Consider the following 20,380-nt stretch of genomic DNA (forward strand, 5'->3'; position numbering starts at 1 on the left):
TGCCAAAATGGAAGCCGGATGAGGCTGTAGCCCTCATCCGGCATCATTTTATTGCGCAGGGTCCGGAATACCCAGTTTAGTATTCAGACGGCCACGGGACTTATTAAAAATTTTATTGCCATTCTCACGACCTGCGCGACGGCGACGTTGTTCCTCTTCAGGCAACGTACTCTCTTCACAACACAGATCGCTGCAGCACCCTTTGTACTTCTCGGCGCAGGCCGGGCACTGGATAAACAGCAGATGGCAGCCGTCATTTTTGCAGTTGGTATGACTGTCGCACGCCGCACCACACTGATGACAATGCGCAATAACGTCTTCAGAGATCCGCTCCCCCATCCGCTCATCAAAAACAAAGTTTTTACCGATGAAGCGTACCGGAAGTCCCTGTTCACGAGCTTTACGGGCATATTCAATAATGCCGCCCTCAATGTGCCAGACTTTACTGAACCCGTTGTATTTCATCCAGGCGCTGGCCTTCTCACAGCGAATACCGCCCGTGCAGTACATTACGATTTTTTTATCTTTATGTTCCTGCATCATTTCAACGGCTTTCGGCAACTGATCGCGGAACGTATCTGCCGGGATCTCCATGGCGTTCTCGAAGTGCCCCACCTCATACTCATAGTGGTTGCGCATATCGATAAACACCGCGTCAGGATCGTCAAGCATGGCGTTTACTTCTGCCGCCTTCAGGTAATCACCAACGTTGCTGGCATCAAAAGCAGGATCATCGATACCATCCGCCACAATACGCTCACGGACTTTCATGCGCAGTACCCAGAACGATTTTCCGTCATCGTCCAGCGCAATGTTAAGTCGCAGCCCGGAAAATGCAGGATCAAACGCGTACAACTGCTGACGGAATGCCTCAACCTTGCTTTGCGGCACGCTGATTTGTGCGTTAATGCCTTCGTGCGCCAGATATACGCGCCCGAAAACGTTCAGCTCGGTGAACAGTTGGTACAGCGCATCACGCGTATCCTGAGGATTAACGAGGTTGAAATATTTATAAAATGAAATCGTGGTGCGCGGCTCAGATTCCGCCAACATTTTAGCTTTGAGCGCGTCATTCGAAATGCGGTTGTGTAACACTGGCATGGTGTACGTTTCCTGCAGTCAGTAAAAAGATGAAAATCGGCCGGCATCATAAAGCAAACATCGCCAATTTACATCCACACATTTTACGCTACATTTCATACTTCATGATAAAAGCGTCACAACAATTGACGAAAAACCAGCCATTCTCCCGTCACAAATTTTTGATACGCGCGAAAAAATGCGACAATACAGGGCATTGGTCGTTTAATGACAGGATAGACATGACGAATTTACCCAAGTTCTCGGCTGCACTTTTGCATCCACGTTATTGGTTAACCTGGCTAGGTATTGGCATCCTTTGGTTGATCGTGCAGTTACCCTATCCGTTCCTCTATAAGCTGGGCTGTACATTAGGTCGGCTGGCGTTACATGTGATGAGACGCCGGGCAAAGATTGTTTCGCGTAATCTGGAGCTGTGCTTCCCACAGATGAGCGAACAAGAGCGTCAGCAGATGGTGGTAAAAAACTTTGAGTCCGTCGGCATGGGCGTAGTGGAAACTGGCATGGCCTGGTTTTGGTCCGACCGTCGTATTACGCGCTGGACCGAAGTAATCGGCATGGAGCATATTCGTGATGTTCAGGCACAGCAGCGTGGGATCCTGTTAGTGGGTCTGCACTTTCTGACGCTTGAATTAGGCGCGCGTCAGTTTGGTTTACAGGAACCCGGTATCGGGGTGTATCGCCCCAACGACAATCCGCTGCTCGACTGGCTGCAAACCTGGGGGCGTATGCGCTCCAATAAATCAATGCTCGATCGTAAAGATCTAAAAGGGATGGTCAAGGCTCTGAAGAAAGGTGAAGTGGTCTGGTATGCCCCGGATCACGACTACGGCCCACGCTCCAGCGTCTTTGTGCCGCTGTTTGCTGTAGAGCAGGCTGCAACCACCTCTGGGACGTGGATGCTGTCGCGGATGTCCAATGCGTGTCTGGTGCCGTTTGTCCCTCGTCGTAAACCTGACGGCAAAGGGTATCAGTTGATTATGCTGCCGCCGGAATGTTCGCCGCCGCTGGACGATGCTGAAACCACCGCCGCGTGGATGAACAAAATTATTGAGAAATGCATCATGATGGCGCCGGAGCAATATATGTGGCTACATCGCCGGTTCAAAACACGCCCTGAAGGCGCACCTTCCTTGTACTGACCCTTTGTTGCAGCCCGCGGGCTGCAACATCTCGCCCCCCTGTTTAGGTTTTACTGCTCTGCACATTGCAGCGACTATCAACCAGGCGCATAATTAGTCTGCTTACTTATTTTTACACGATAGCGCAAACAGCGCGCCACACTGCGGATCGCTATGTCACCCTCAGATGTCTCCATCAACTGGAAGCGTAATCTCACGGTTGCCTGGCTCGGTTGCTTTTTAACCGGTGCAGCATTTAGCCTGGTGATGCCTTTCTTACCCCTGTATGTCGAAAGCCTCGGCGTGACGGGACACGGTGCCCTGAACATGTGGTCGGGTCTGGTGTTCAGCATTACGTTTCTTTTTTCAGCTATCGCTTCACCTTTCTGGGGCGGCCTTGCAGATCGCAAAGGCAGGAAAATCATGCTCCTGCGCTCAGCGCTGGGGATGGCTGTCGTGATGCTGCTAATGGGGCTGGCGCAAAATATCTGGCAGTTTTTGATCCTGCGTGCGCTGCTGGGACTGCTTGGTGGGTTCATTCCCAATGCGAATGCGCTGATCGCCACCCAGGTGCCGCGCAATAAAAGCGGCTGGGCGCTGGGAACACTTTCAACCGGCGGCGTCAGTGGCGCACTGCTGGGCCCGCTGGCGGGAGGCTTGCTTGCCGACCAATACGGGTTGCGCCCCGTTTTCTTTATTACCGCCAGCGTGCTGCTGCTCTGTTTTATGCTGACGTTATTTTTTATTCGTGAGCATTTTCAACCGGTCAGCAAAAAAGAGATGTTGCACATTCGGGAGGTCGTCGGATCCTTAAAAAATCCAAAGCTGGTACTGAGTCTGTTCGTCACCACACTGATCATTCAGATCGCAACCGGATCCATCGCACCTATCTTGACGCTGTATGTGCGGGAACTGGCGGGTAACGTCGGCAATATCGCTTTTATCAGCGGCATGATCGCTTCCGTTCCCGGCGTGGCCGCTTTACTCAGCGCGCCAAGGCTGGGCAAATTAGGCGACCGCATAGGCCCGGAGAAGATCCTGATTGTCGCTCTGGTCATTTCCGTATTGCTGCTCATCCCCATGTCATTCGTCCAGACGCCCTGGCAGCTCGGCGTCCTGCGCTTTTTGCTGGGAGCCGCCGACGGCGCACTGCTCCCTGCCGTACAAACGCTGCTGGTCTATAACTCAACCAACCAAATAGCCGGGCGTATTTTCAGCTACAACCAGTCATTTCGTGATATTGGCAACGTGACGGGGCCACTGATGGGCGCAGCTATTTCAGCCAACTATGGTTTTCGCGCGGTCTTCTGCGTGACCGCGGGAGTGGTCTTATTTAACGCGCTCTACTCCTGGAACAGCCTGCGCCGACGTCGCGAAACCCAGCGCACGCAATGATTTTTGTGCATTCATACTTGCACTAGCGGAGAATCAACTATTATTTCCCTGAATACCTCATTAAATCAAAGGGAGACGCTGATGACCATGTATGCCACGCTGGAAGAAGCCATTGATGCTGCCCGTGAAGAGTTTCTGGCTGATAACCCCGACCTAGATGCGGACGACGCCAGTGTTCAGCAGTTGAACGTACAAAAGTATGTGCTACAGGATGGTGACATCATGTGGCAGGCTGAGTTTTTCGCCGACGAAGATGAGGAAGGCGAATGTCTGCCGATGCTGAGCGGTGAAGCGGCACAAAGCGTCTTTGATGGCGATTATGATGAGATTGAAATTCGCCAGGAGTGGCTGGAGGAAAATACCCTCCACGAGTGGGATGAAGGCGAATTCCAGCTTGAACCACCTCTGGATACCGAGGAAGGTCAGACAGCAGCCGACGAATGGGATGAGCGGTAATTACTCGTAGGGACCATGGTGGATGTCAAGGGGCAACAGCAGCGTATCAAACACCAGTGAAAAAGGCAGATCGATCAGGGTGACATAGCGCCATGCTGAATCCCGGACATCCCACTGCACGCCGGGATAGTATTGATTTCCGTGACCTTGCCCCGGGATCGTGCGGCTAATAATACTGCCGCAACCGCTCAGCAAGATGACCATGATTCCAACCGCAAGTATTCGCACCTGAACCCTCATTAACAACATTGTCATCCGCATAAAAAAATACCGGCACCAGGCCGGTATTTTCACATTTCAGGCGTTCTATTTCTTCCTGAGTGCCAGCGGGTTCAGGGTTATCCCCTGATAATAATTAACCCACGACGAATACTTATCCGGCGAGTTCCAGACGCGATAATGTAAACGCGCCATAGTCACCGGATCGCTCAACAGCACAAGGCGGCGATCGCGATTCAGTTTCTCAGGTGTATCGTTCAGCGCCTGCTCGACATGACGGTCACGGGCAATCTCCAGCACGTTACTGGCGCGGTGACGCGCGGTCGCCATCGCCGTAGCCAGTGCGTTAAATGACGGGTTAAACACCGCGTGCATAAAGCCGTCATCCAGCGAGCGATTGCGATTCATCACCAGGTAGTTATCCGTATCCACCAGCACCTGCGGAGGAGAATACTCCTCCGGGATCAGGAACAGCTTCCAGCGCTTGGTACGTAACCCTATCGTTGAACGGCTGGAAATCACCGACACAAACGGCGACAGGATCAGGGAGAAGACTATCGGTGCCAGCCAGAACAGGAAGCGCAGATCCAGCCAGGCCATACCGACCGCCCAGACCAGACCCAGCAGCAGCTGGGAGCCGTGACGCATAAACGCTTCACCCCACGGAGTAGAGTCATCATCACGCTGCGGCGAGTTCCAGACGACTTCCCAACCGAGGAAAGCACTGACCACGAAGACGGTATGGAACAGCATACGCACCGGCGCCAGTAGCACGGAGAACAGCACCTCCAGCAGCAGCGACAGCGTCACGCGGACAAAACCGCCGTACTCTTTCGTCCCTTTGCACCAGATGAGCAAAATACTCAGCAGCTTCGGCAGGAACAGCAGCACCATGGTTGAGGCAAACAGCGCAATCGCCAGTTCAGGACGCCACTGCGGCCACACCGGGAACAGCTGACGCGGCTGCAGGAAGTATTGCGGCTCCGTCAGCGCATGCACCACCTGCAATGCGGTTGAAAGCGCGAGGAACATAAACCACAGCGGGGCAGACAGATAAGACATCACGCCCGTCAGGAACACCGCACGGTGAACCGGATGCATCCCTTTGACCAGGAACAGACGGAAGTTCATCAGGTTGCCGTGACACCAACGACGGTCACGCTTCAGTTCATCAAGCAGGTTTGGCGGCAGCTCTTCATAAGAACCCGGCAGATCGTAGGCAATCCACACCCCCCAGCCTGCACGACGCATTAACGCCGCTTCCACGAAGTCATGGGAGAGGATCGAACCCGCAAACGAGCCTTCACCCGGTAGCGGTGCGAGCGCACAATGCTCAATAAACGGCTTCACGCGAATAATCGCGTTGTGACCCCAGTAGTGCGACTCCCCGAGCTGCCAGAAGTGAAGCCCGGCGGTAAACAGCGGCCCATACACGCGCGTAGCAAACTGCTGGCAGCGTGCATACAGCGTGTCCATACCGGACGCTTTTGGCGACGACTGAATAATACCGGCATTCGGGTTCGCTTCCATCAGACGCACCAGACCGGTCAGGCAATCGCCGCTCATCACTGAGTCAGCGTCCAGGACGACCATGTAGCTGTACTGATTCCCCCAGCGACGGCAGAAGTCATCAATGTTGCCGCTTTTACGCTTCACACGACGACGACGACGGCGGTAGAAAATCTGTCCTTCGCCCTGCACTTCAGCGATCAGCTCCATCCAGGCTTTTTGTTCCGCCACGCAGATATCAGGGTTGTAGCTGTCGCTCAGGATGTAGACATCGAAATGCGCAGCATTACCCGTGGCTTTCACCGATTCCCACGTGGCGCGCAGCCCCGCGAATACGCGGTCAACGTCCTCGTTACAGATAGGCATGATCAACGCGGTGCGGTGCTCAGGGTTTAATGCTTCATCCCCCACCGTTGACGCGGAAATACTGTACTTATCGCGGCCAATCAGCAGTTGCAAGAACCCCATCAGCGCGGTCCAGAACCCTGCCGATACCCAGCAGAACAATACCGCAAACAGAATCAGGATACCGGTCTGGAGCACATAGGGCAGCAATTGCATAAAGGAGACCCACAGGTCCTGCCCCATCATGTCTGCCGGATTAATGAACGCCCAGCCCTGGTACGGAAGAATGGTCTTCATATACCAGGTCGCAACGACCGTTTGCGCCAGCGTTAAGATAAGCAGCGTATAGCGGCGAATCGTCCCGACGGTACGCCATTTCTGTTCACTTTCTTGTTCTTCTTTCGTCAAACGAGAAAGATAACGCGGCGTAACATCGCGTCCACGCAGACGATCCCAAAAACGGCCTACCGGGTTGGTACGCCAGGGATCGGGAAACATAGATGTACGCGTAGCCTTCGGCATAGCCTGCAGCTGGTCGCGTCCTTCATCGTCTTTAATTAACTGCTCTTTGGCCAGAGAATCCGGCCAGGCTTGCTCAAGGCGAGCTTTAACAGACCCCTGCGGTGAATCGTCTTCGCGCGAGTAAGTACGATGCTCAGCATCCAGCGCCTGATGAACGGCGCGGATGTCAGTTTTCGGCAGTGCCGCTTTCTCGATATCCGAAAGCGGCATTGCGTCAATATACTCAGTTGTCTTATTCATTGGCAGGTAACTGGTAGCTCCAGGTTTCACTCAACGGCTGATCGGCATTGACCAACGCAGCACGCATTTCAGTGGTTTTCTTCGCATCTTTCACTTTCACGCGCAGCATCAGACGCCAACCCTTAGTGACCGGGTTATAACGCACGGTACTCTCAACGATTTCACCGTTATCACCAATGCTGGTTTGCGCGGTGACTGGGGTATCCTGCGGCAGTTTTTTCATATCTGCGCCGGCAAAATCCACGATAAATGCAATCGTGCCGTCAGGCTGACGAATGAGGTTCGATTGTTTGACATCACCGGTAGAACGACGTGTCTGCTGTACCCAGGCATTATCCGGCGCATGAAGTTTGTCTTCATCGCGGGTAAAGGTCAGCGTGTACTTGAAGTTCATCTCTTTGCCTGCTTCAGGCAGTTGGTCCGGCGTCCAGTAAGCGACGATGTTGTCGTTGGTTTCATCGTTGGTTGGGATTTCAACTAGCTCAAGTTTCCCCTTGCCCCAGTCACCTTTCGGCGTTACCCAGGCACTCGGACGCAGGTCGTAGCGGTCGTCGATATCTTCAAAACGCGAGAACTGGCGGCCACGTTGCAGCAGACCAAATCCCTGCGGGTTTTCCATCGCAAAACTGCTCACCGCGAGGTGTTTCGGGTTATTCAGCGGACGCCAAATCCACTCGCCGTTGCCAGCATGGATAGACAAACCGTTAGAGTCATGCAGCTCCGGACGATAGTTGGTCGCCGGAGACGGTTGGTTCGGCCCGAACAGGAACATACTGGTCAGCGGCGCAACGCCCAGTTTGCCTACTTTGTCGCGCAGGTAAACTTTGGACTGAACGTCCACCACCGTGTCACGGCCTGGCATAATCACAAAACGATAGGCCCCGGTGGCGCGTGGGGAGTCCAGCAATGCATAGATGGTTAAACGTTTGTCAGTCGGTTTTGGACGTTCGATCCAAAACTCGCGAAAACGGGGAAATTCTTCACCGGAAGGCAGTGCGGTATCAATAGCGAGGCCGCGTGCAGACAGGCCATAAACCTGACCGGCTCCCAGGACGCGGAAATAGCTGGCACCGAGCATGCTGACGATTTCATCGTTTTTATCTTTGCTGTTGATCGGGTACAGCACCTTGAACCCGGCGAAACCGAGATCTTTTACCGTGTCTTTATCATGCTGAACATCGCCGAAATTAAAATAATCCGGGTTGTATTTGATTCTCTTTACCGCTGTGGCGGTAACTTCGTTGATCTTGACCGGCGTGTCGAAGTACATACCCTGGTGGTAGAACTCGAGCTTAAATGGGGTCTTGAGATTGCTCCAGTAGGCTTTATCGTGATTGAACTGGATCTGCTGATAATCCGCATACTTCATGTCGCGGAAAACGGAGGGCAAGTTACTTTTAGGCGCCTCATAGCCTTTATCGGCTAAGGATTGAGCTTGCTTTGCCACATCATCAATACTGAATGCCCAGCTCGAAGATGTGTACAGCGTTAACATGACTGCTGCACCCAACCAACGCATTTTCATCATTTGTAGTTTATGTTTCATAATTAGTAAGCACTTCCCCCTTTGTGTGCTTATATTGATCCGATCCATTTTAATGGATAATCGGGTATTCCGACAACTGAATCCCTGTATTGTTCGCGCGCTGGCTCATGGTTTAATCAGGTTCATCTGCCTGTTTTCACTTTGCGTGCTTATCCTGGAGACAGGTTGTTGGACTTCGTGTAGGGTTGCCCTCGAATGTAACCATTATTCGTCTTAGGGATAAGACGAAAAGTCTGAGAATACGTAACTGTTTATGAGCTCTGTATCCCCTCCGCGTGAATATTTTCTTGACTCCATCCGCGCCTGGCTGATGTTGTTGGGGATCCCATTCCATATCTCATTGATCTATTCCACACACACCTGGCACGTGAACAGTGCTGAACCGTCGTGGTGGCTAACCTTGTTTAACGACTTCATCCATGCGTTTCGCATGCAGGTGTTTTTTGTTATTTCGGGTTATTTTTCCTACATGTTGTTTTTACGCTATCCATTAAAACGCTGGTGGAAAGTGCGTGTTGAGCGCGTGGGGATCCCGATGTTGACCGCGATTCCCTTGCTCACACTGCCGCAATTTATCATGCTGCAATATGTAAAAGGGAAAGCAGAGAGTTGGCACACGCTCAGCGGGTACGATAAATATAACGCCCTTGCCTGGGAGCTCATTTCTCATCTGTGGTTTTTGCTGGTCCTTGTGGTGTTAACGACCGTGAGCATGTGGGTATTTACCCAAATTAAGAAGCGTCAGGAAAGCCAGCAGGGAACGCCCCCTGCCCCAGCGTCAATGGTAAAGTTAACGCTAATTTTTGCCTTGCTTGGTGTGGGCTACGCCGTCGTCAGACGAACCATTTTTATTCTCTACCCTTCGATCCTCAGCGACGGCATGTTTAATTTTGTCGTCATGCAAACGCTGTTTTATGTGCCTTTCTTTATGCTCGGCGCGCTGGCATTCATTAATCCCAATCTGAAGGCGCTGTTCACCACCCCCTCGCGTGGTTGCACTCTCGGTGCAGGAGCGGCCTTTGTGGCGTACCTACTCAACCAACGTTACGGCAACGGCGACGCCTGGATGTATGAAACTGAATACGTGGTAACCATGGTTCTGGGGCTGTTGATGGTTAACGTGGTCTTTTCGCTCGGCTATCGTTTATTGAATTTTCAGTCAGCGCGCGTAACCTATTTTGTCAATGCATCGCTGTTTATTTATCTGGTGCATCATCCGTTAACGCTGTTTTTCGGCGCCTATATCACACCGCACATCTCATCCAATCTGCTGGGCTTTCTCTGTGGACTGCTGTTTGTGGTCGGGATCGCGGTGATACTGTACGAAATTCATCTCCGGATCCCGGTACTGAAGTTTTTGTTTTCAGGAAAACCGCCGGTTAAGCAGGACAAAAACAAGGCCGTCACTGGTTAGCTTGGGTTACGTCGTTCAGAGCAACCATTCAATCGGTAATATCGAGGCCAGCTTCACCAATACCCGCTTCCAGAATCCGGTGGCGGGTTCTTTTTTCAGCACCTGCTCATGACCCTGCTGGCGGTCAATCCAGTTAATCCGTCCCCAGCGATCGAGACGCAATTGCCAGGCAACATCATGCTGACTCTGCATAAAACGGTTATGAATCAGTGCAGCCAGGCTTTCGCTTTCAATCACAAATCCCATTTCCGTGTTGAGCAATGTGGAGCGCGGATCAAAATTAAGCGAGCCGATAAACACCTTACGCCCGTCAATACTGAAAGTTTTAGCGTGCAAACTCGAGCCCGAATTACCGGTTAATCCGCGATCGTGTACAGCCGTGGCGCGATCGCGTGTCGGTTTAAGCTCATATAATTCCACACCATAGCGCAGCAGTTTTTTTCGCCAGCGCGCGTAGCCGGCATGAACAATTGCCACATCATTCGCCGCCAGCGAATTGGTTAGAATGGCAATTTTGACCCCTTTTCTCACCAAACGCAGCAGTTGGGCCACGCCCGCCCGTGTAGGCACAAAATAGGCGGAAATAATATCAATACGCTCGGTAGGTGAGCCCATAATATCGAACAAGCGCTGAGGTAATAGCGAATGGCGCGGAGCCTTCCCCTCACCTTTTAGCGGGTCGTCGCTGAGCAGGCGTGTTTTGGCCCAAATCAGCGGCAACGCCCCCCGATCGAGACTGGCCATAAACTGGCTGGTTTCCAGCTTATTCAGGTAACGGCGAGTTATATCATCGTTATACCAGGACTCCGGCAGGTCAATACGCTGGGTAGGTTCAGGCTCTGACAGTGAGAGCACTTTTTTGAGTGTTGAAACGGACTGACACTGCCAGTAACGTTCAAAATCATCCGCAACCTCGGTCACCACCGGCCCAACGGCCATTACATCCAAATCTGAAAATAGCGGCTGTTCGCCTGCGCCAAAATAGGCGTCACCGATATTGCGCCCGCCAACCAACGTGACCACCCCGTCGGCGGTATAACTTTTATTGTGCATACGGCGGTTAAGTCGGGCGAAATCGGTTAAATAGCCCACCGCACGCAAGATGCGAAAAGAGAAAGGATTAAACAGGCGGACTTCGATATTCGGGTGGTTATCCAGTAATTGCAGCGTATCATCCAGACCCGGCGTGTTGTTGTCGTCCAGCAACAAACGGACCTGCACGCCACGTTTCGCTGCGGCCAGCAGTACCGAAAACAATAGCAGCCCGGACATGTCGTTCTCCCAGATGTAATACTGCACATCCAGGGAGCGTTCCGCCATTTCAGTGAGTCGATAGCGAGCGGCAAACGCATCCAGACTGTCATCCAGCGCAAGGATGCCGCATTGTTCAGGATGGCTGGCGCAAAGCGGAGTAATTGCACGCTCGAGCCGCGTCATATCAGGCTGGGTTATCATCGCCTTGCTGGGTGAGTAATCTGTTATAAAGTTGGGCCGTTTCGTCATCAAAACACACGAAGTAAATCTGCTCAGGTAGCGGCCGGCGGGTCGTGAACCTCAACACCGTGTTGACGGCGATTTCCGCTGCTGCTGCGCGCGGATAACCATACACTCCCGTGCTAATCGCCGGAAAAGCAATGGATTGATAGCCATTGGCTAAGGCCAGTTGCAGCGTGTTCAAATAGGCCTCTTCGAGACGTTCAGCTTCATGATGATCGCCCCCCTGCCACACAGGCCCCACGGTATGAATAACCGCTTTCGCAGGAAGATTGCCTGCCAGAGTGATGACCGCATGACCCGTTGGACATTCTCCCTGCTGTTGGATAACCTGTTTGCAGGCCTCCAACAATGCCGGTCCGGCAGCGCGATGAATTGCCCCATCCACACCACCGCCTCCCAATAGGGACGAATTGGCAGCATTGACGATCACATCAACAGCCATCGTCGTAATGTCGCCCTGTACCACATGAACACGCGATTGCATAAACTTCCCCTGACGAAACACCTTCTCTTCAGTGTACAGCAGGGTTTTCCAGGAAATCTCACTTTTTAACGAAACGGCTGCATATCTACGCCAGAACGACTTATTTATATTCAATGTTAAGAATAGCGAGGGTTTTCTGCTCATTGAGGTAGTGCATGTTAGCGCTCGCAATTTGCTTAACATTCTGCGGCACCAGAGTGACCTGTTGCGCATTAAAACGGCTACTTTGCATCTTGCCGTCGCGTATACATGACATTTCTATCTGTTGTTGCTGGGTGCTAACTTCACAAGGCGGTTCCACTATTTCACCGCGAAAATGAATAATCCCACCCGCTGAGATTTGTTGAGCACTTACGGATACTGTAAAAAGAGAAAAAACACCAATGCCAATACTCAGAATTCTGTTCGCTAAAGTACACATAAAGGTTCCTCAATGATTAGTCCTCTTGAGGGATCGGTATGATCCTTCACCGCTGCGATTAACGACCCGATAAAAACATCTTCACGTTTCTATATTCATAGAACAGCAATGCGCTCCCAGCCACACCCGACCTGCAAATACTTCAGTCCCTCAAGAATGACCGGATGAGTCTGTCCATTGTTGTGAGAGATGCAGCGATTGCCCATCCGAAACGGTGACAATAATTTTTACTGAGTCCTCAGCGGAAATATTAAAGCTCAGCTTAGTTAAATCAATCGGCCGATTAGCAGGGACCGAAAGGCTTGTTTTCTGCTGCGTTTGGCTTTGCCCCCCCTTCCCTTCACGTATCGCGAAGACTTGTACCTGACATTCACAGGGTTGCGTTAACGTTACCTGAGGAATAATGGTGTACATTTCGCCTTGCTGGGTTGTATTAAAGGTGATTTGATTTGACAGCGCGGCAATAAGTAATAGCGTATGCATACTATTCTCCCGAAAAAAAACAGGGCTTTCGCCCTGTTTATTCTCAGTCAGCAGACTGAATTAATGTTGGTTAGCCGTGACGTTGTTGCCAAAACCAACCTGACGAACCAGAACGTTGGAGTCAGACGCAGTCTGATTAACCACCGCACCGTTGCGACCACCGTATTGGGTCACGTTAATGTCCGCACGTTTAGCATTCCACTGATTGATGTCAGCGCTGTTGCTGAAGCCTGACTGTTTCAGACTAATGGTACTGTCATCAGCACCTTGTCCGACGGTTGCCCCGTTACCACGCCCATGCTGGGTGATGGTCACATCGGATTTACGTGCATCACTTTGCAGCGCATTCGCAATGTTGCCAGAACCATACTGGTAAATACTCATTGATGATTCTGGACCAAAATTATTACCACCACCATGGTGATTGCCGTTGCCGCCCCATTGCGGAACAACACCAGCCAGAGCACTGCCAGAAACTACGATTGCTGCGAATGCTGCCACTTTTAAAAGTTTCATGGTAAACCCCCATCGGATTGATTTAAAAGTCGTTCATGGATTAGCGTTGAGTCACGCGAATGGCCATTTGCGACTGTCTCTGCACCACAACTGCTGTTTTTTGTGTACCGTACTGGGTAATATTTGCTTTATTACCCGAACCTTTCTGGATAATAACGGCCGTATTACCGTAAGAACCTTGTTTTATACTCGCATCATTGGAACTACCCGCCTGATCTATATATGCAAGATTATATGATCCTGCCTGATCTATTTTCGCTCGGTTACTTGAACCATCCTGCGAAATGACCGACAATAGCTTCGAGCCCGACTGGCGTGTATTGGCACTGTTCCCAGCGCCTACTTGACCAATAATGGCTGCCTGATTAAATGAAGACTTACTTAATTCATTTACCGCAAAGTTATATTCTGCATTAGCCATGTCATAACTTGTTGCGGACACAATTCCAGGCACACCCAGCATTGTAAACATCATAAATAACAACTTGTTTTTCATGTTGTCACCCTGGACCTGGTCGTACATGAAGTTGAATTATTTACCACTCAAGTTTTGTTGTTAACATGACTTAAACTTGTTAATGCCACGTTACGATGAAGAGTATGTCCGTTGAAACATTTTAAATAACTCACCCGCGAGTGGTATTTTTATATTCAGATTCACCCCAAAGTACTAATTAACAGCCAATAACGCTGTTATCTGTATACATTTTATTTTGGCTTTAGCGTGAGATGTGCATTTCTATGCAGAAGCATAAAAAACCAATCTTCAGCGACTTCAGGCCCTCGCAGCGCGAGGTGTTGATAGGCCTTGGCGCAAGTCGTGACAAACATCATTTTTTTCTGTCGAAAATTACTCAACGTAAAGTGAGACAAAAACTTCAGAATTCATTAGAAAGCTAAAACGAAAGAACTATTAATAAACTTCTTATTTATCATGCAATTAATATAATTTGTATGATTTTTTAAATCTATGCAATAACAGTAAAGTGTACAACTTTCCTATCAAATCTAAACTCAATAAAAACCTTAAAATCACATTTTAATATATAAATTTACATTCTGTAACAAGTTTAACACTTGCTTTAAGATTTGTAATAGCTAGATTGAAATCAGTTGAAGTCCATTTGTTTTAATATTTTCACCCCTTTGGGTCGATATTTTATTTCTACACAGCAGTGCAGCATCTGTCAGTACTTCTGGTGCCTCTATTTTAGTAGAGGCAGCTGTCAGGTGTGCGACTATAAAAGTGGAGTTTCATCATGTTTAATGAAGTCCATAGTATTCATGGTCATACATTATTGTTGATCACTAAACCGTCCCTGCAGGCAACTGCATTATTACAACATTTAAAGCAATCGCTGGCGCTCACCGGAAAACTGCATAATATTCAACGTTCTCTGGACGATATTTCCTCCAGCTGCATTGTTTTACTGGATATGATGGAGGCAGATAAAAAGCTGATCCATTACTGGCAAGATAACTTAAGTAGAAAAAACAACAGTATAAAGACGTTATTGTTGAATACACCCGATGATTATCCGTACCGGGATATTGAAAACTGGCCGCATATCAATGGTGTATTTTACGTAGCAGAAGATGAACAGCGTGTGGTGGCCGGGTTACAAGGCGTTTTACGCGGTGAATGCTACTTCTCGCAAAAGCTCGCCAGCTACCTGATCACACATTCTGGAAACTATCGTTATAACAGTACAGAGTCAGCACTACTCACACATCGTGAAAAAGAGATCCTTAATAAACTGCGTATCGGCGCCTCAAATATTGAAATCGCACGCTCACTGTTTATCAGTGAAAATACGGTAAAAACGCATCTTTATAATCTTTTCAAAAAGATAGCTGTGAAGAACCGTACGCAGGCGGTCTCGTGGGCCAATGATAACCTCAGGCGATAATGCCATGAAACGCTATTTGAACTGGATTGTGGCAGCAAATTTATTCCTTGCTGCCGGGAATCTACACGCCGCTGTAGAAGTGGAGGTTCCCGGACTGTTAACCGACCACACTGTCTCTTCAATCGGCCATGATTTTTATCGTGCGTTTAGCGACAAGTGGGAAAGTGAGTACACAGGAAACTTAACCATCAATGAAAGACCCAGTGCACGTTGGGGAAGTTGGATCACCATAACGATCAATCAGGACGTTATCTTCCAGACTTTTTTATTCCCGACGAAAAGAGACTTCGACAAAATAGTCGTCTTCGCTCTGGCTGAAACAGAAGATGCATTAAATCGTCGGCAAATAGATCAAACACTATTAAGCACAAGCGATTTAGCGCGTGATGAATTCTAAAACATGATTTTGTCCGGAGGCTTTCATGCGTGTCAAACATGCAGTGGTTTTGCTCATGCTAATTTCACCATTAAGTTGGGCCGGAAACATGACGTTCCAGTTCCGCAATCCAAACTTTGGTGGCAACCCAAATAACGGCGCTTTTTTGCTGAACAGTGCGCAGGCGCAAAACTCGTATAAAGATCCAAGTGGTGACGATTTCGGTTTTGAAACCCCATCGGCCCTGGACAACTTTACCCAGGCCATCCAGTCACAAATTCTCGGCGGTCTGCTTACCAATATTAATACCGGTAAGCCGGGCAGGATGGTAACCAATGATTTTATCATTGATATCGCCAACCGGGATGGGCAGCTGCAACTCAATGTCACAGACAGGAAAACGGGCAAAACATCGACGATAGAAGTGTCGGGTTTACAAACACAGTCAGCCGATTTCTAAGCTATAGCTACGAAAGGAAAAAATCATGCAGCGCTTACTTATTTTGGTTGCAATATTCTTACTCAGCGGATGCTTAACAGCCCCGCCACAAGAAGCCGCTAAACCGACATTAATGCCGCGTGCCCAAAGCTATAAAGACTTGACGCACCTGCCAATGCCTACGGGCAAGATTTTTGTCTCGGTTTACAACATTCAAGATGAAACGGGTCAATTTAAGCCTTACCCGGCAAGTAACTTCTCAACGGCTGTCCCGCAAAGTGCCACGGCGATGCTGGTCACCGCATTGAAGGATTCTCGCTGGTTTGTACCGCTGGAGCGTCAGGGATTACAGAACTTGCTTAACGAACGAAAAATTATTCGTGCTGCGCAAGAAAACGGTACCGTTGCTGTAAATAACCGTATTCCGCTTCAGTCACTGACCGCCGCAAACGTAATGGTGGAAGGGTCTATCATCGGTTATGAAAGCAACGTTAAGTCTGGTGGGGTTGGCGCGCGTTATTTCGGTATTGGCGCAGACACGCAATACCAGCTTGATCAGATTGCGGTCAACCTGCGTGTGGTCAACGTCAGCACGGGTGAAATCCTTTCTTCGGTGAACACCAGCAAAACCATTCTCTCCTATGAAGTCCAGGCTGGGGTATTCCGCTTCATTGATTACCAACGTCTGCTGGAAGGTGAAATCGGTTATACCTCTAACGAACCCGTTATGCTGTGCCTGATGTCAGCCATTGAAACTGGGGTTATTTTCCTGATTAACGACGGGATTGATCGCGGATTATGGGACTTGCAGGATAAGAAACAGGTCGATAACGATATTCTGGTTAAATACCGTCATTTGTCGGTACCGCCGGAATCCTGATACTTAATATGAAAAGACAACGACAAGCGTGAGGGTAACCTCACGCTTTTTATTATTTACTGGTCAACGAAGGTGATTCTCGGTTTTCACGGCGGGACGCCAACCACAGTCCGCTGTTCTTCATTGCATAGCCAAACACCAGTCCCACTGCTAACGAAGGCAGAACCAGACGCCAGTCCCCCTGCCCTGCAAATGTTGCACATGCACCAATAAACGTACCCGGCACAAATGAAAGCAACCATTGCTTAGCCTGAATGCACATCAAGAAGGCAACAATCCCCGTAATGACATAGCCGATGATGTCCATATGCGGGGCAAGCGCACTACCGTTAATAATCACCAACGCCCACACCACACCGCTTAACAGCGTACACGCTGAGATCCACAGCCCTTTCAGCCCACTCTGCGGACAGGCAAAATAGGCTGTACAACCCAAAAAACCTGCCCAACTGAGTAAACCAAGAGAAACGGCCACCCATCCCCAGATACCGGAGAGAATGCCCGTTGTGATTGCAATAGAAAGAAGTATGTTCATGCCGCGCATCTTAGCAGAAAAACGGCATGATAATGAGATCGTGCACACAATTTATGCAAGCTGATAAATTGCGTTGCAGAATAAAGTGACTTAAATCACATTTACTCTTCGGTATCTTCCTGCAACTCGTCCCACATCGCGCCAATCGCATCGCGCGTCAGCGGCGCCATGGTACGCCAGAATGGGGAACTGGCATGCGCTTCCACTTTGCCAAGGAACGCGCCACACCACGGGAGCAGATAGTCAACGAATAACGTTTCCAGCGCTTCACTTTCATCTTCAGCAGACTGATCTTCAAGCCATGACGCAGCCAGCAGCAATGTGCCGATATGATCAGCAGGAGTATCCGACAGCGGCATGCCGCGCGCAGAAAGGAATGCGCGAACATCGGATTCCTTAGCACCTTCGACCCAAGCGCTGCGATAAGGTGGCACCGCACACTCTTCACCGACAAACAGCGCGTTATAATCTGCAGCCACCTGCGGCATATCACAGCTTTTCTGTAAGCGAGCCAGCAGTTCATCTTGCTCCAGTGGCCAACTTGCTGACAGTTTACCCTCACCGATCACGGTAAAAAGAGGAACCAGTAACGGGTCCTGCGGTTGGCGGTAAAACAGCGATCCCAGGACGCGACACAGGATAGAAAACTCGTTCATTGTTGTATTCCAGTTAGTTCACAATTAAAGTTCAGCAAATTCCGCGATAGGCTCCATGCCGCGCGATTCCAGAAACGCCAGCAGGCGTTTTGGCGATACGTTTAAAATTCTGTCCTCCGGGAAGTTCACATCATCCAGGATTTTACGGCATTCACCAAATTCCCCCAGCGTGAAGGCGGTATGGGAATCCGATCCTAACGCCACCCATCCACCGGCATCGCGTACCGCTGCGGCGACTGCGCGACAGTTGTCTTCACTGCCCTTACGTGAATGCAGGAATGAGGAGTTATTGATTTCCAGTGCTACCTGGTATTTCGCTGCCGCCTGTGCGACGGCGGTAAAGTCTAACTCATACTTTGGATTTCCTGGATGACTGATAATGTGCACATTACCACTCGCCATTGTGGCAATCATCGCCTGGGTATGCGTGTCTTTATCAACAGGTGCGAAAACCGGCTCATGGAAGCCTGCAATGATTAAATCCAGGGAAGTAAACATCGGACCGGAGCAGTCGATCTCGCCGTCAATATTTTTAATATTCGCTTCAATACCGCGGAGAATTCCCACCCCGTCCACCAACCTTGGCCAAATGCGCATATTAATAAAATGCCAGTGATGCGGGGCATCTGCCATGTCCGGCCCGTGATCGGTGATCGCAAACAGCTTGATACCTTTGCGTTTGGCTTCGGCGATGTAATCACTCAGGGTACTGTAGGCGTGGGTGCTGGCGACGGTATGCATATGCAGGTCAACGGGATACATAATTCTCTCCTGTAGTCATTTTTCGTCAAGGATAGCAGGTATCTCCACCATTAATACCCTAAATAATTAGAGCTGTAGGACGGTGTTTAGACGAAACCCGGCGGCTGGCCGGGTTGTTATCAATATCCCCTAACGCGATCGACTTGACCCGTTACGGCTTTCCCACTCTCAAGGTTTAAAATGGTGCGTGAGATATAGTCTACGGCCTCTGCAGGACGCGTCACGGCGGCAATATGCGGCGTCATCGCCACGCGCGGATGTTTCCATAGAGGGTTATTTTCCGGTAGCGGCTCGCTGCTGTAGACGTCCAGCATCGCGCCCTTCAACTTTCCGGTATTCAGCGCAGCCAGCAGATCGTCTTCCTTCAGATGAACCCCGCGAGCCAGGTTAAGCACGTACGCCCCATCCTGCAATTGATTCAGCAGCCCGGTGTTAATAATACCTACCGTTTCTGCCGTATTTGGCAGAAGATTAATCAGCACCCGCGTTTGGCTCAGGAACGCCGCCAGCTCTGCGGTACCGGCAAAGCTTTCCACACCGGGCCAGGATTTACGCGTCCGACTCCAGCAACGCAGCGGGAAGCCCCATGCTTGCAGGCTCTCAGCCACTTTGGCCCCTAATACCCCTGCCCCCATAATCCCGACAGTAAACTCTTCGCGGGTATACTCTTGCAGCGGTTGCCATTTCGCCTGACTTTTTAGCGCCTGATAGTCATCAAAGCGTCGAAACCAGTGCAGCACCTGACTCACCGCATATTCCTGCATTTGCAGACCCATACCGGTATCTTCCAGACGGAAAAGCGGGATTGACGCATCCAGCATTTCAGGGTGGGCTTTTAGCTTGCTGAGGATAGAGTCCACGCCGGCGCCCAACGCGAAAACAGCTTTTAACTTGCGACCTGCCAGCATATCAACCGGTGGATGCCAGACGAGGGCATAGTCAGCATGCGCATTATCACCCCGCTTCCATTCACGGACATTTGCGCCTGGGATTGCCTTAGCCAGTGCCTTCAGCCACCAGGCCGTATCGAATGTCGGGTGATAGAAAAGTATTTCCATATTAACTCCTGAGCAGTGTTATGCGGAACTTTCTCGCACTTATCATCATTTTCCAAGGAATATCAGAATAGCAAATTTTAGGATGCTGGCAAAAAAAGCAATTCTTGCTTATTTACGCCCCATGTTGCTTGAAGTTTGTGTAAATGCACGTTTTTTTTAAAAAGTAGATTGACGTCGGGGCGGTGTTTCCCCTACATTAGCGCCCGTTCCGCTAACGCAGGAACAACAATACGGTGAGGTGTCCGAGTGGCTGAAGGAGCACGCCTGGAAAGTGTGTATACGGCAACGTATCGAGGGTTCGAACCCCTCTCTCACCGCCATATTTGAAGAAGAGCTCGTACGCAAGTACGGGCTTTTTTTTCGTCTGTTGCAATATGGCGGATGCGATACGAGCATCTTATCCGGCCGACAACGCAAATCCCCGTAGGCCGGATAAGCGAAGCGCCATCAGGCATCCTGCAAAGAAGCGTGTCTGTGTTTTTTATATGCATATAA

22 protein-coding genes and 1 tRNA gene are annotated in these 20,380 nt (G+C 50.2%); 9 read left to right on the forward strand and 14 right to left on the reverse strand.

The features are described 5' to 3' along the window. Positions 1–48: 48 nt before the first annotated feature. A complete protein-coding gene (locus FDX22_RS08940) occupies positions 49–1,101 on the reverse strand; it encodes a rhodanese-related sulfurtransferase (RefSeq protein WP_146717069.1) in 1,053 nt (350 codons plus the stop codon). Positions 1,102–1,322: 221 nt separating this feature from the next. Between FDX22_RS08940 and FDX22_RS08945 the strand changes: the two genes are divergently transcribed. The 3 genes from FDX22_RS08945 (at position 1,323) to FDX22_RS08955 (ending at position 4,073) form a co-directional block, all read left to right on the forward strand. Next, on the forward strand, positions 1,323–2,243 hold the full coding sequence (locus FDX22_RS08945) for a Kdo(2)-lipid IV(A) acyltransferase (RefSeq protein WP_117341757.1): 921 nt from the start codon (positions 1,323–1,325) through the stop codon (positions 2,241–2,243). 153 nt (positions 2,244–2,396) lie between these two features. Next, positions 2,397–3,617 carry a multidrug efflux MFS transporter MdtG gene (mdtG, locus tag FDX22_RS08950; RefSeq protein WP_146717070.1) on the forward strand — a complete coding sequence of 407 codons (1,221 nt, stop codon included), beginning with the start codon at positions 2,397–2,399 and terminating at the stop codon, positions 3,615–3,617. 81 nt (positions 3,618–3,698) lie between these two features. Continuing rightward, positions 3,699–4,073, forward strand: coding sequence for a MysB family protein (locus FDX22_RS08955; RefSeq protein ID WP_096757583.1), 375 nt, complete (start codon positions 3,699–3,701; stop codon positions 4,071–4,073). Here FDX22_RS08955 and FDX22_RS08960 read toward each other — a convergent pair whose 3' ends face one another. The 3 genes from FDX22_RS08960 to mdoG form a co-directional block, all read right to left on the reverse strand. After that, positions 4,074–4,313 carry a YceK/YidQ family lipoprotein gene (locus FDX22_RS08960; protein ID WP_217439126.1) on the reverse strand — a complete coding sequence of 80 codons (240 nt, stop codon included), beginning with the start codon at positions 4,311–4,313 and terminating at the stop codon, positions 4,074–4,076. Between the two features lie 66 nt (positions 4,314–4,379). Continuing rightward, on the reverse strand, positions 4,380–6,908 hold the full coding sequence (mdoH, locus tag FDX22_RS08965) for a glucans biosynthesis glucosyltransferase MdoH (RefSeq protein ID WP_115258879.1): 2,529 nt from the start codon (positions 6,906–6,908) through the stop codon (positions 4,380–4,382). Then, on the reverse strand, positions 6,901–8,436 hold the full coding sequence (gene mdoG, locus FDX22_RS08970) for a glucans biosynthesis protein MdoG (RefSeq protein WP_096759435.1): 1,536 nt from the start codon (positions 8,434–8,436) through the stop codon (positions 6,901–6,903). Before mdoG ends, mdoH begins: the two co-directional genes overlap by 8 nt. A gap of 271 nt (positions 8,437–8,707) precedes the next feature. On the opposite strand from mdoG, the gene mdoC reads away from it, so the two are divergent. After that, positions 8,708–9,868: a glucans biosynthesis protein MdoC gene (gene mdoC, locus FDX22_RS08975; RefSeq protein ID WP_115258880.1), complete on the forward strand. Its 1,161-nt coding sequence runs from the start codon at positions 8,708–8,710 to the stop codon at positions 9,866–9,868. Between the two features lie 15 nt (positions 9,869–9,883). Here the strand turns inward: mdoC and FDX22_RS08980 are convergent, their stop codons facing one another. From FDX22_RS08980 to csgB, 6 genes are all read right to left on the reverse strand, one after another. Continuing rightward, positions 9,884–11,371, reverse strand: coding sequence for a phospholipase D family protein (locus FDX22_RS08980; protein WP_146717071.1), 1,488 nt, complete (start codon positions 11,369–11,371; stop codon positions 9,884–9,886). Then, complete coding sequence (ymdB, locus tag FDX22_RS08985; RefSeq protein WP_146717072.1) at positions 11,307–11,849, reverse strand: O-acetyl-ADP-ribose deacetylase; 543 nt, start codon at positions 11,847–11,849, stop codon at positions 11,307–11,309. The genes FDX22_RS08980 and ymdB overlap by 65 nt, the downstream gene beginning before the upstream one ends. A gap of 100 nt (positions 11,850–11,949) precedes the next feature. Next, on the reverse strand, positions 11,950–12,270 hold the full coding sequence (locus FDX22_RS08990; protein ID WP_115258883.1) for a type 1 fimbrial protein: 321 nt from the start codon (positions 12,268–12,270) through the stop codon (positions 11,950–11,952). Between the two features lie 150 nt (positions 12,271–12,420). After that, entirely contained in the window at positions 12,421–12,753 is a 333-nt protein-coding gene (csgC, locus tag FDX22_RS08995; RefSeq protein WP_096757589.1) for a curli assembly chaperone CsgC, read from the reverse strand. A gap of 60 nt (positions 12,754–12,813) precedes the next feature. Continuing rightward, complete coding sequence (csgA, locus tag FDX22_RS09000) at positions 12,814–13,269, reverse strand: curli major subunit CsgA (protein ID WP_115258884.1); 456 nt, start codon at positions 13,267–13,269, stop codon at positions 12,814–12,816. Positions 13,270–13,309: 40 nt separating this feature from the next. Then, positions 13,310–13,765, reverse strand: coding sequence for a curli minor subunit CsgB (gene csgB, locus FDX22_RS09005; protein WP_115258885.1), 456 nt, complete (start codon positions 13,763–13,765; stop codon positions 13,310–13,312). A 763-nt stretch (positions 13,766–14,528) separates the two neighbouring features. Between csgB and csgD the strand changes: the two genes are divergently transcribed. The 4 genes from csgD to csgG are packed head-to-tail and all read left to right on the forward strand — an operon-like array spanning position 14,529 to position 16,874. After that, complete coding sequence (gene csgD, locus FDX22_RS09010; RefSeq protein ID WP_115258886.1) at positions 14,529–15,179, forward strand: biofilm master transcriptional regulator CsgD; 651 nt, start codon at positions 14,529–14,531, stop codon at positions 15,177–15,179. A gap of 4 nt (positions 15,180–15,183) precedes the next feature. Continuing rightward, complete coding sequence (gene csgE / locus FDX22_RS09015) at positions 15,184–15,576, forward strand: curli production assembly/transport protein CsgE (RefSeq protein WP_115258887.1); 393 nt, start codon at positions 15,184–15,186, stop codon at positions 15,574–15,576. A gap of 25 nt (positions 15,577–15,601) precedes the next feature. Next, positions 15,602–16,015 carry a curli production assembly/transport protein CsgF gene (gene csgF, locus FDX22_RS09020; RefSeq protein WP_096757594.1) on the forward strand — a complete coding sequence of 138 codons (414 nt, stop codon included), beginning with the start codon at positions 15,602–15,604 and terminating at the stop codon, positions 16,013–16,015. A gap of 25 nt (positions 16,016–16,040) precedes the next feature. Beyond that, complete coding sequence (gene csgG, locus FDX22_RS09025) at positions 16,041–16,874, forward strand: curli production assembly/transport protein CsgG (RefSeq protein WP_096757595.1); 834 nt, start codon at positions 16,041–16,043, stop codon at positions 16,872–16,874. 52 nt (positions 16,875–16,926) lie between these two features. On the opposite strand, the gene FDX22_RS09030 is transcribed toward csgG, so the two are convergent. The 4 genes from FDX22_RS09030 to ghrA all read right to left on the reverse strand — a co-directional run bounded on the left by FDX22_RS09030 (position 16,927) and on the right by ghrA (position 19,885). Then, the gene (locus tag FDX22_RS09030) at positions 16,927–17,409 is read right to left on the reverse strand and encodes a DUF1097 domain-containing protein (protein ID WP_135912264.1); all 483 of its coding nucleotides are present in this window, start codon (positions 17,407–17,409) and stop codon (positions 16,927–16,929) included. 101 nt (positions 17,410–17,510) lie between these two features. Then, complete coding sequence (locus FDX22_RS09035) at positions 17,511–18,065, reverse strand: molecular chaperone (RefSeq protein WP_146717073.1); 555 nt, start codon at positions 18,063–18,065, stop codon at positions 17,511–17,513. A gap of 24 nt (positions 18,066–18,089) precedes the next feature. Then, the gene (locus FDX22_RS09040; protein ID WP_115258890.1) at positions 18,090–18,827 is read right to left on the reverse strand and encodes a phosphatase; all 738 of its coding nucleotides are present in this window, start codon (positions 18,825–18,827) and stop codon (positions 18,090–18,092) included. Positions 18,828–18,946: 119 nt separating this feature from the next. Continuing rightward, positions 18,947–19,885: a glyoxylate/hydroxypyruvate reductase GhrA gene (gene ghrA / locus FDX22_RS09045; protein WP_096757599.1), complete on the reverse strand. Its 939-nt coding sequence runs from the start codon at positions 19,883–19,885 to the stop codon at positions 18,947–18,949. 232 nt (positions 19,886–20,117) lie between these two features. Between ghrA and FDX22_RS09050 the strand changes: the two genes are divergently transcribed. Next, positions 20,118–20,205 (forward strand) — tRNA-Ser (locus FDX22_RS09050). The last annotated feature ends 175 nt before the right edge of the window (positions 20,206–20,380 follow it).

The organism is Citrobacter sp. TBCS-14, assembly GCF_005280805.1.
Classification (GTDB): domain Bacteria; phylum Pseudomonadota; class Gammaproteobacteria; order Enterobacterales; family Enterobacteriaceae; genus Citrobacter; species Citrobacter gillenii.

Bases quoted from the DNA above. Each gene is read 5' to 3' on its own strand.
- FDX22_RS08940 (WP_146717069.1), bottom strand. From the start codon at position 1,101: ATGCCAGTGTTACACAACCGCATTTCGAATGACGCGCTCAAAGCTAAA.
- FDX22_RS08945 (WP_117341757.1), top strand. From the start codon at position 1,323: ATGACGAATTTACCCAAGTTCTCGGCTGCACTTTTGCATCCACGTTAT.
- mdtG (WP_146717070.1), top strand. From the start codon at position 2,397: ATGTCACCCTCAGATGTCTCCATCAACTGGAAGCGTAATCTCACGGTT.
- FDX22_RS08955 (WP_096757583.1), top strand. From the start codon at position 3,699: ATGACCATGTATGCCACGCTGGAAGAAGCCATTGATGCTGCCCGTGAA.
- FDX22_RS08960 (WP_217439126.1), bottom strand. From the start codon at position 4,313: ATGAGGGTTCAGGTGCGAATACTTGCGGTTGGAATCATGGTCATCTTG.
- mdoH (WP_115258879.1), bottom strand. From the start codon at position 6,908: ATGAATAAGACAACTGAGTATATTGACGCAATGCCGCTTTCGGATATC.
- mdoG (WP_096759435.1), bottom strand. From the start codon at position 8,436: ATGATGAAAATGCGTTGGTTGGGTGCAGCAGTCATGTTAACGCTGTAC.
- mdoC (WP_115258880.1), top strand. From the start codon at position 8,708: ATGAGCTCTGTATCCCCTCCGCGTGAATATTTTCTTGACTCCATCCGC.
- FDX22_RS08980 (WP_146717071.1), bottom strand. From the start codon at position 11,371: ATGACGAAACGGCCCAACTTTATAACAGATTACTCACCCAGCAAGGCG.
- ymdB (WP_146717072.1), bottom strand. From the start codon at position 11,849: ATGCAATCGCGTGTTCATGTGGTACAGGGCGACATTACGACGATGGCT.
- FDX22_RS08990 (WP_115258883.1), bottom strand. From the start codon at position 12,270: ATGTGTACTTTAGCGAACAGAATTCTGAGTATTGGCATTGGTGTTTTT.
- csgC (WP_096757589.1), bottom strand. From the start codon at position 12,753: ATGCATACGCTATTACTTATTGCCGCGCTGTCAAATCAAATCACCTTT.
- csgA (WP_115258884.1), bottom strand. From the start codon at position 13,269: ATGAAACTTTTAAAAGTGGCAGCATTCGCAGCAATCGTAGTTTCTGGC.
- csgB (WP_115258885.1), bottom strand. From the start codon at position 13,765: ATGAAAAACAAGTTGTTATTTATGATGTTTACAATGCTGGGTGTGCCT.
- csgD (WP_115258886.1), top strand. From the start codon at position 14,529: ATGTTTAATGAAGTCCATAGTATTCATGGTCATACATTATTGTTGATC.
- csgE (WP_115258887.1), top strand. From the start codon at position 15,184: ATGAAACGCTATTTGAACTGGATTGTGGCAGCAAATTTATTCCTTGCT.
- csgF (WP_096757594.1), top strand. From the start codon at position 15,602: ATGCGTGTCAAACATGCAGTGGTTTTGCTCATGCTAATTTCACCATTA.
- csgG (WP_096757595.1), top strand. From the start codon at position 16,041: ATGCAGCGCTTACTTATTTTGGTTGCAATATTCTTACTCAGCGGATGC.
- FDX22_RS09030 (WP_135912264.1), bottom strand. From the start codon at position 17,409: ATGAACATACTTCTTTCTATTGCAATCACAACGGGCATTCTCTCCGGT.
- FDX22_RS09035 (WP_146717073.1), bottom strand. From the start codon at position 18,065: ATGAACGAGTTTTCTATCCTGTGTCGCGTCCTGGGATCGCTGTTTTAC.
- FDX22_RS09040 (WP_115258890.1), bottom strand. From the start codon at position 18,827: ATGTATCCCGTTGACCTGCATATGCATACCGTCGCCAGCACCCACGCC.
- ghrA (WP_096757599.1), bottom strand. From the start codon at position 19,885: ATGGAAATACTTTTCTATCACCCGACATTCGATACGGCCTGGTGGCTG.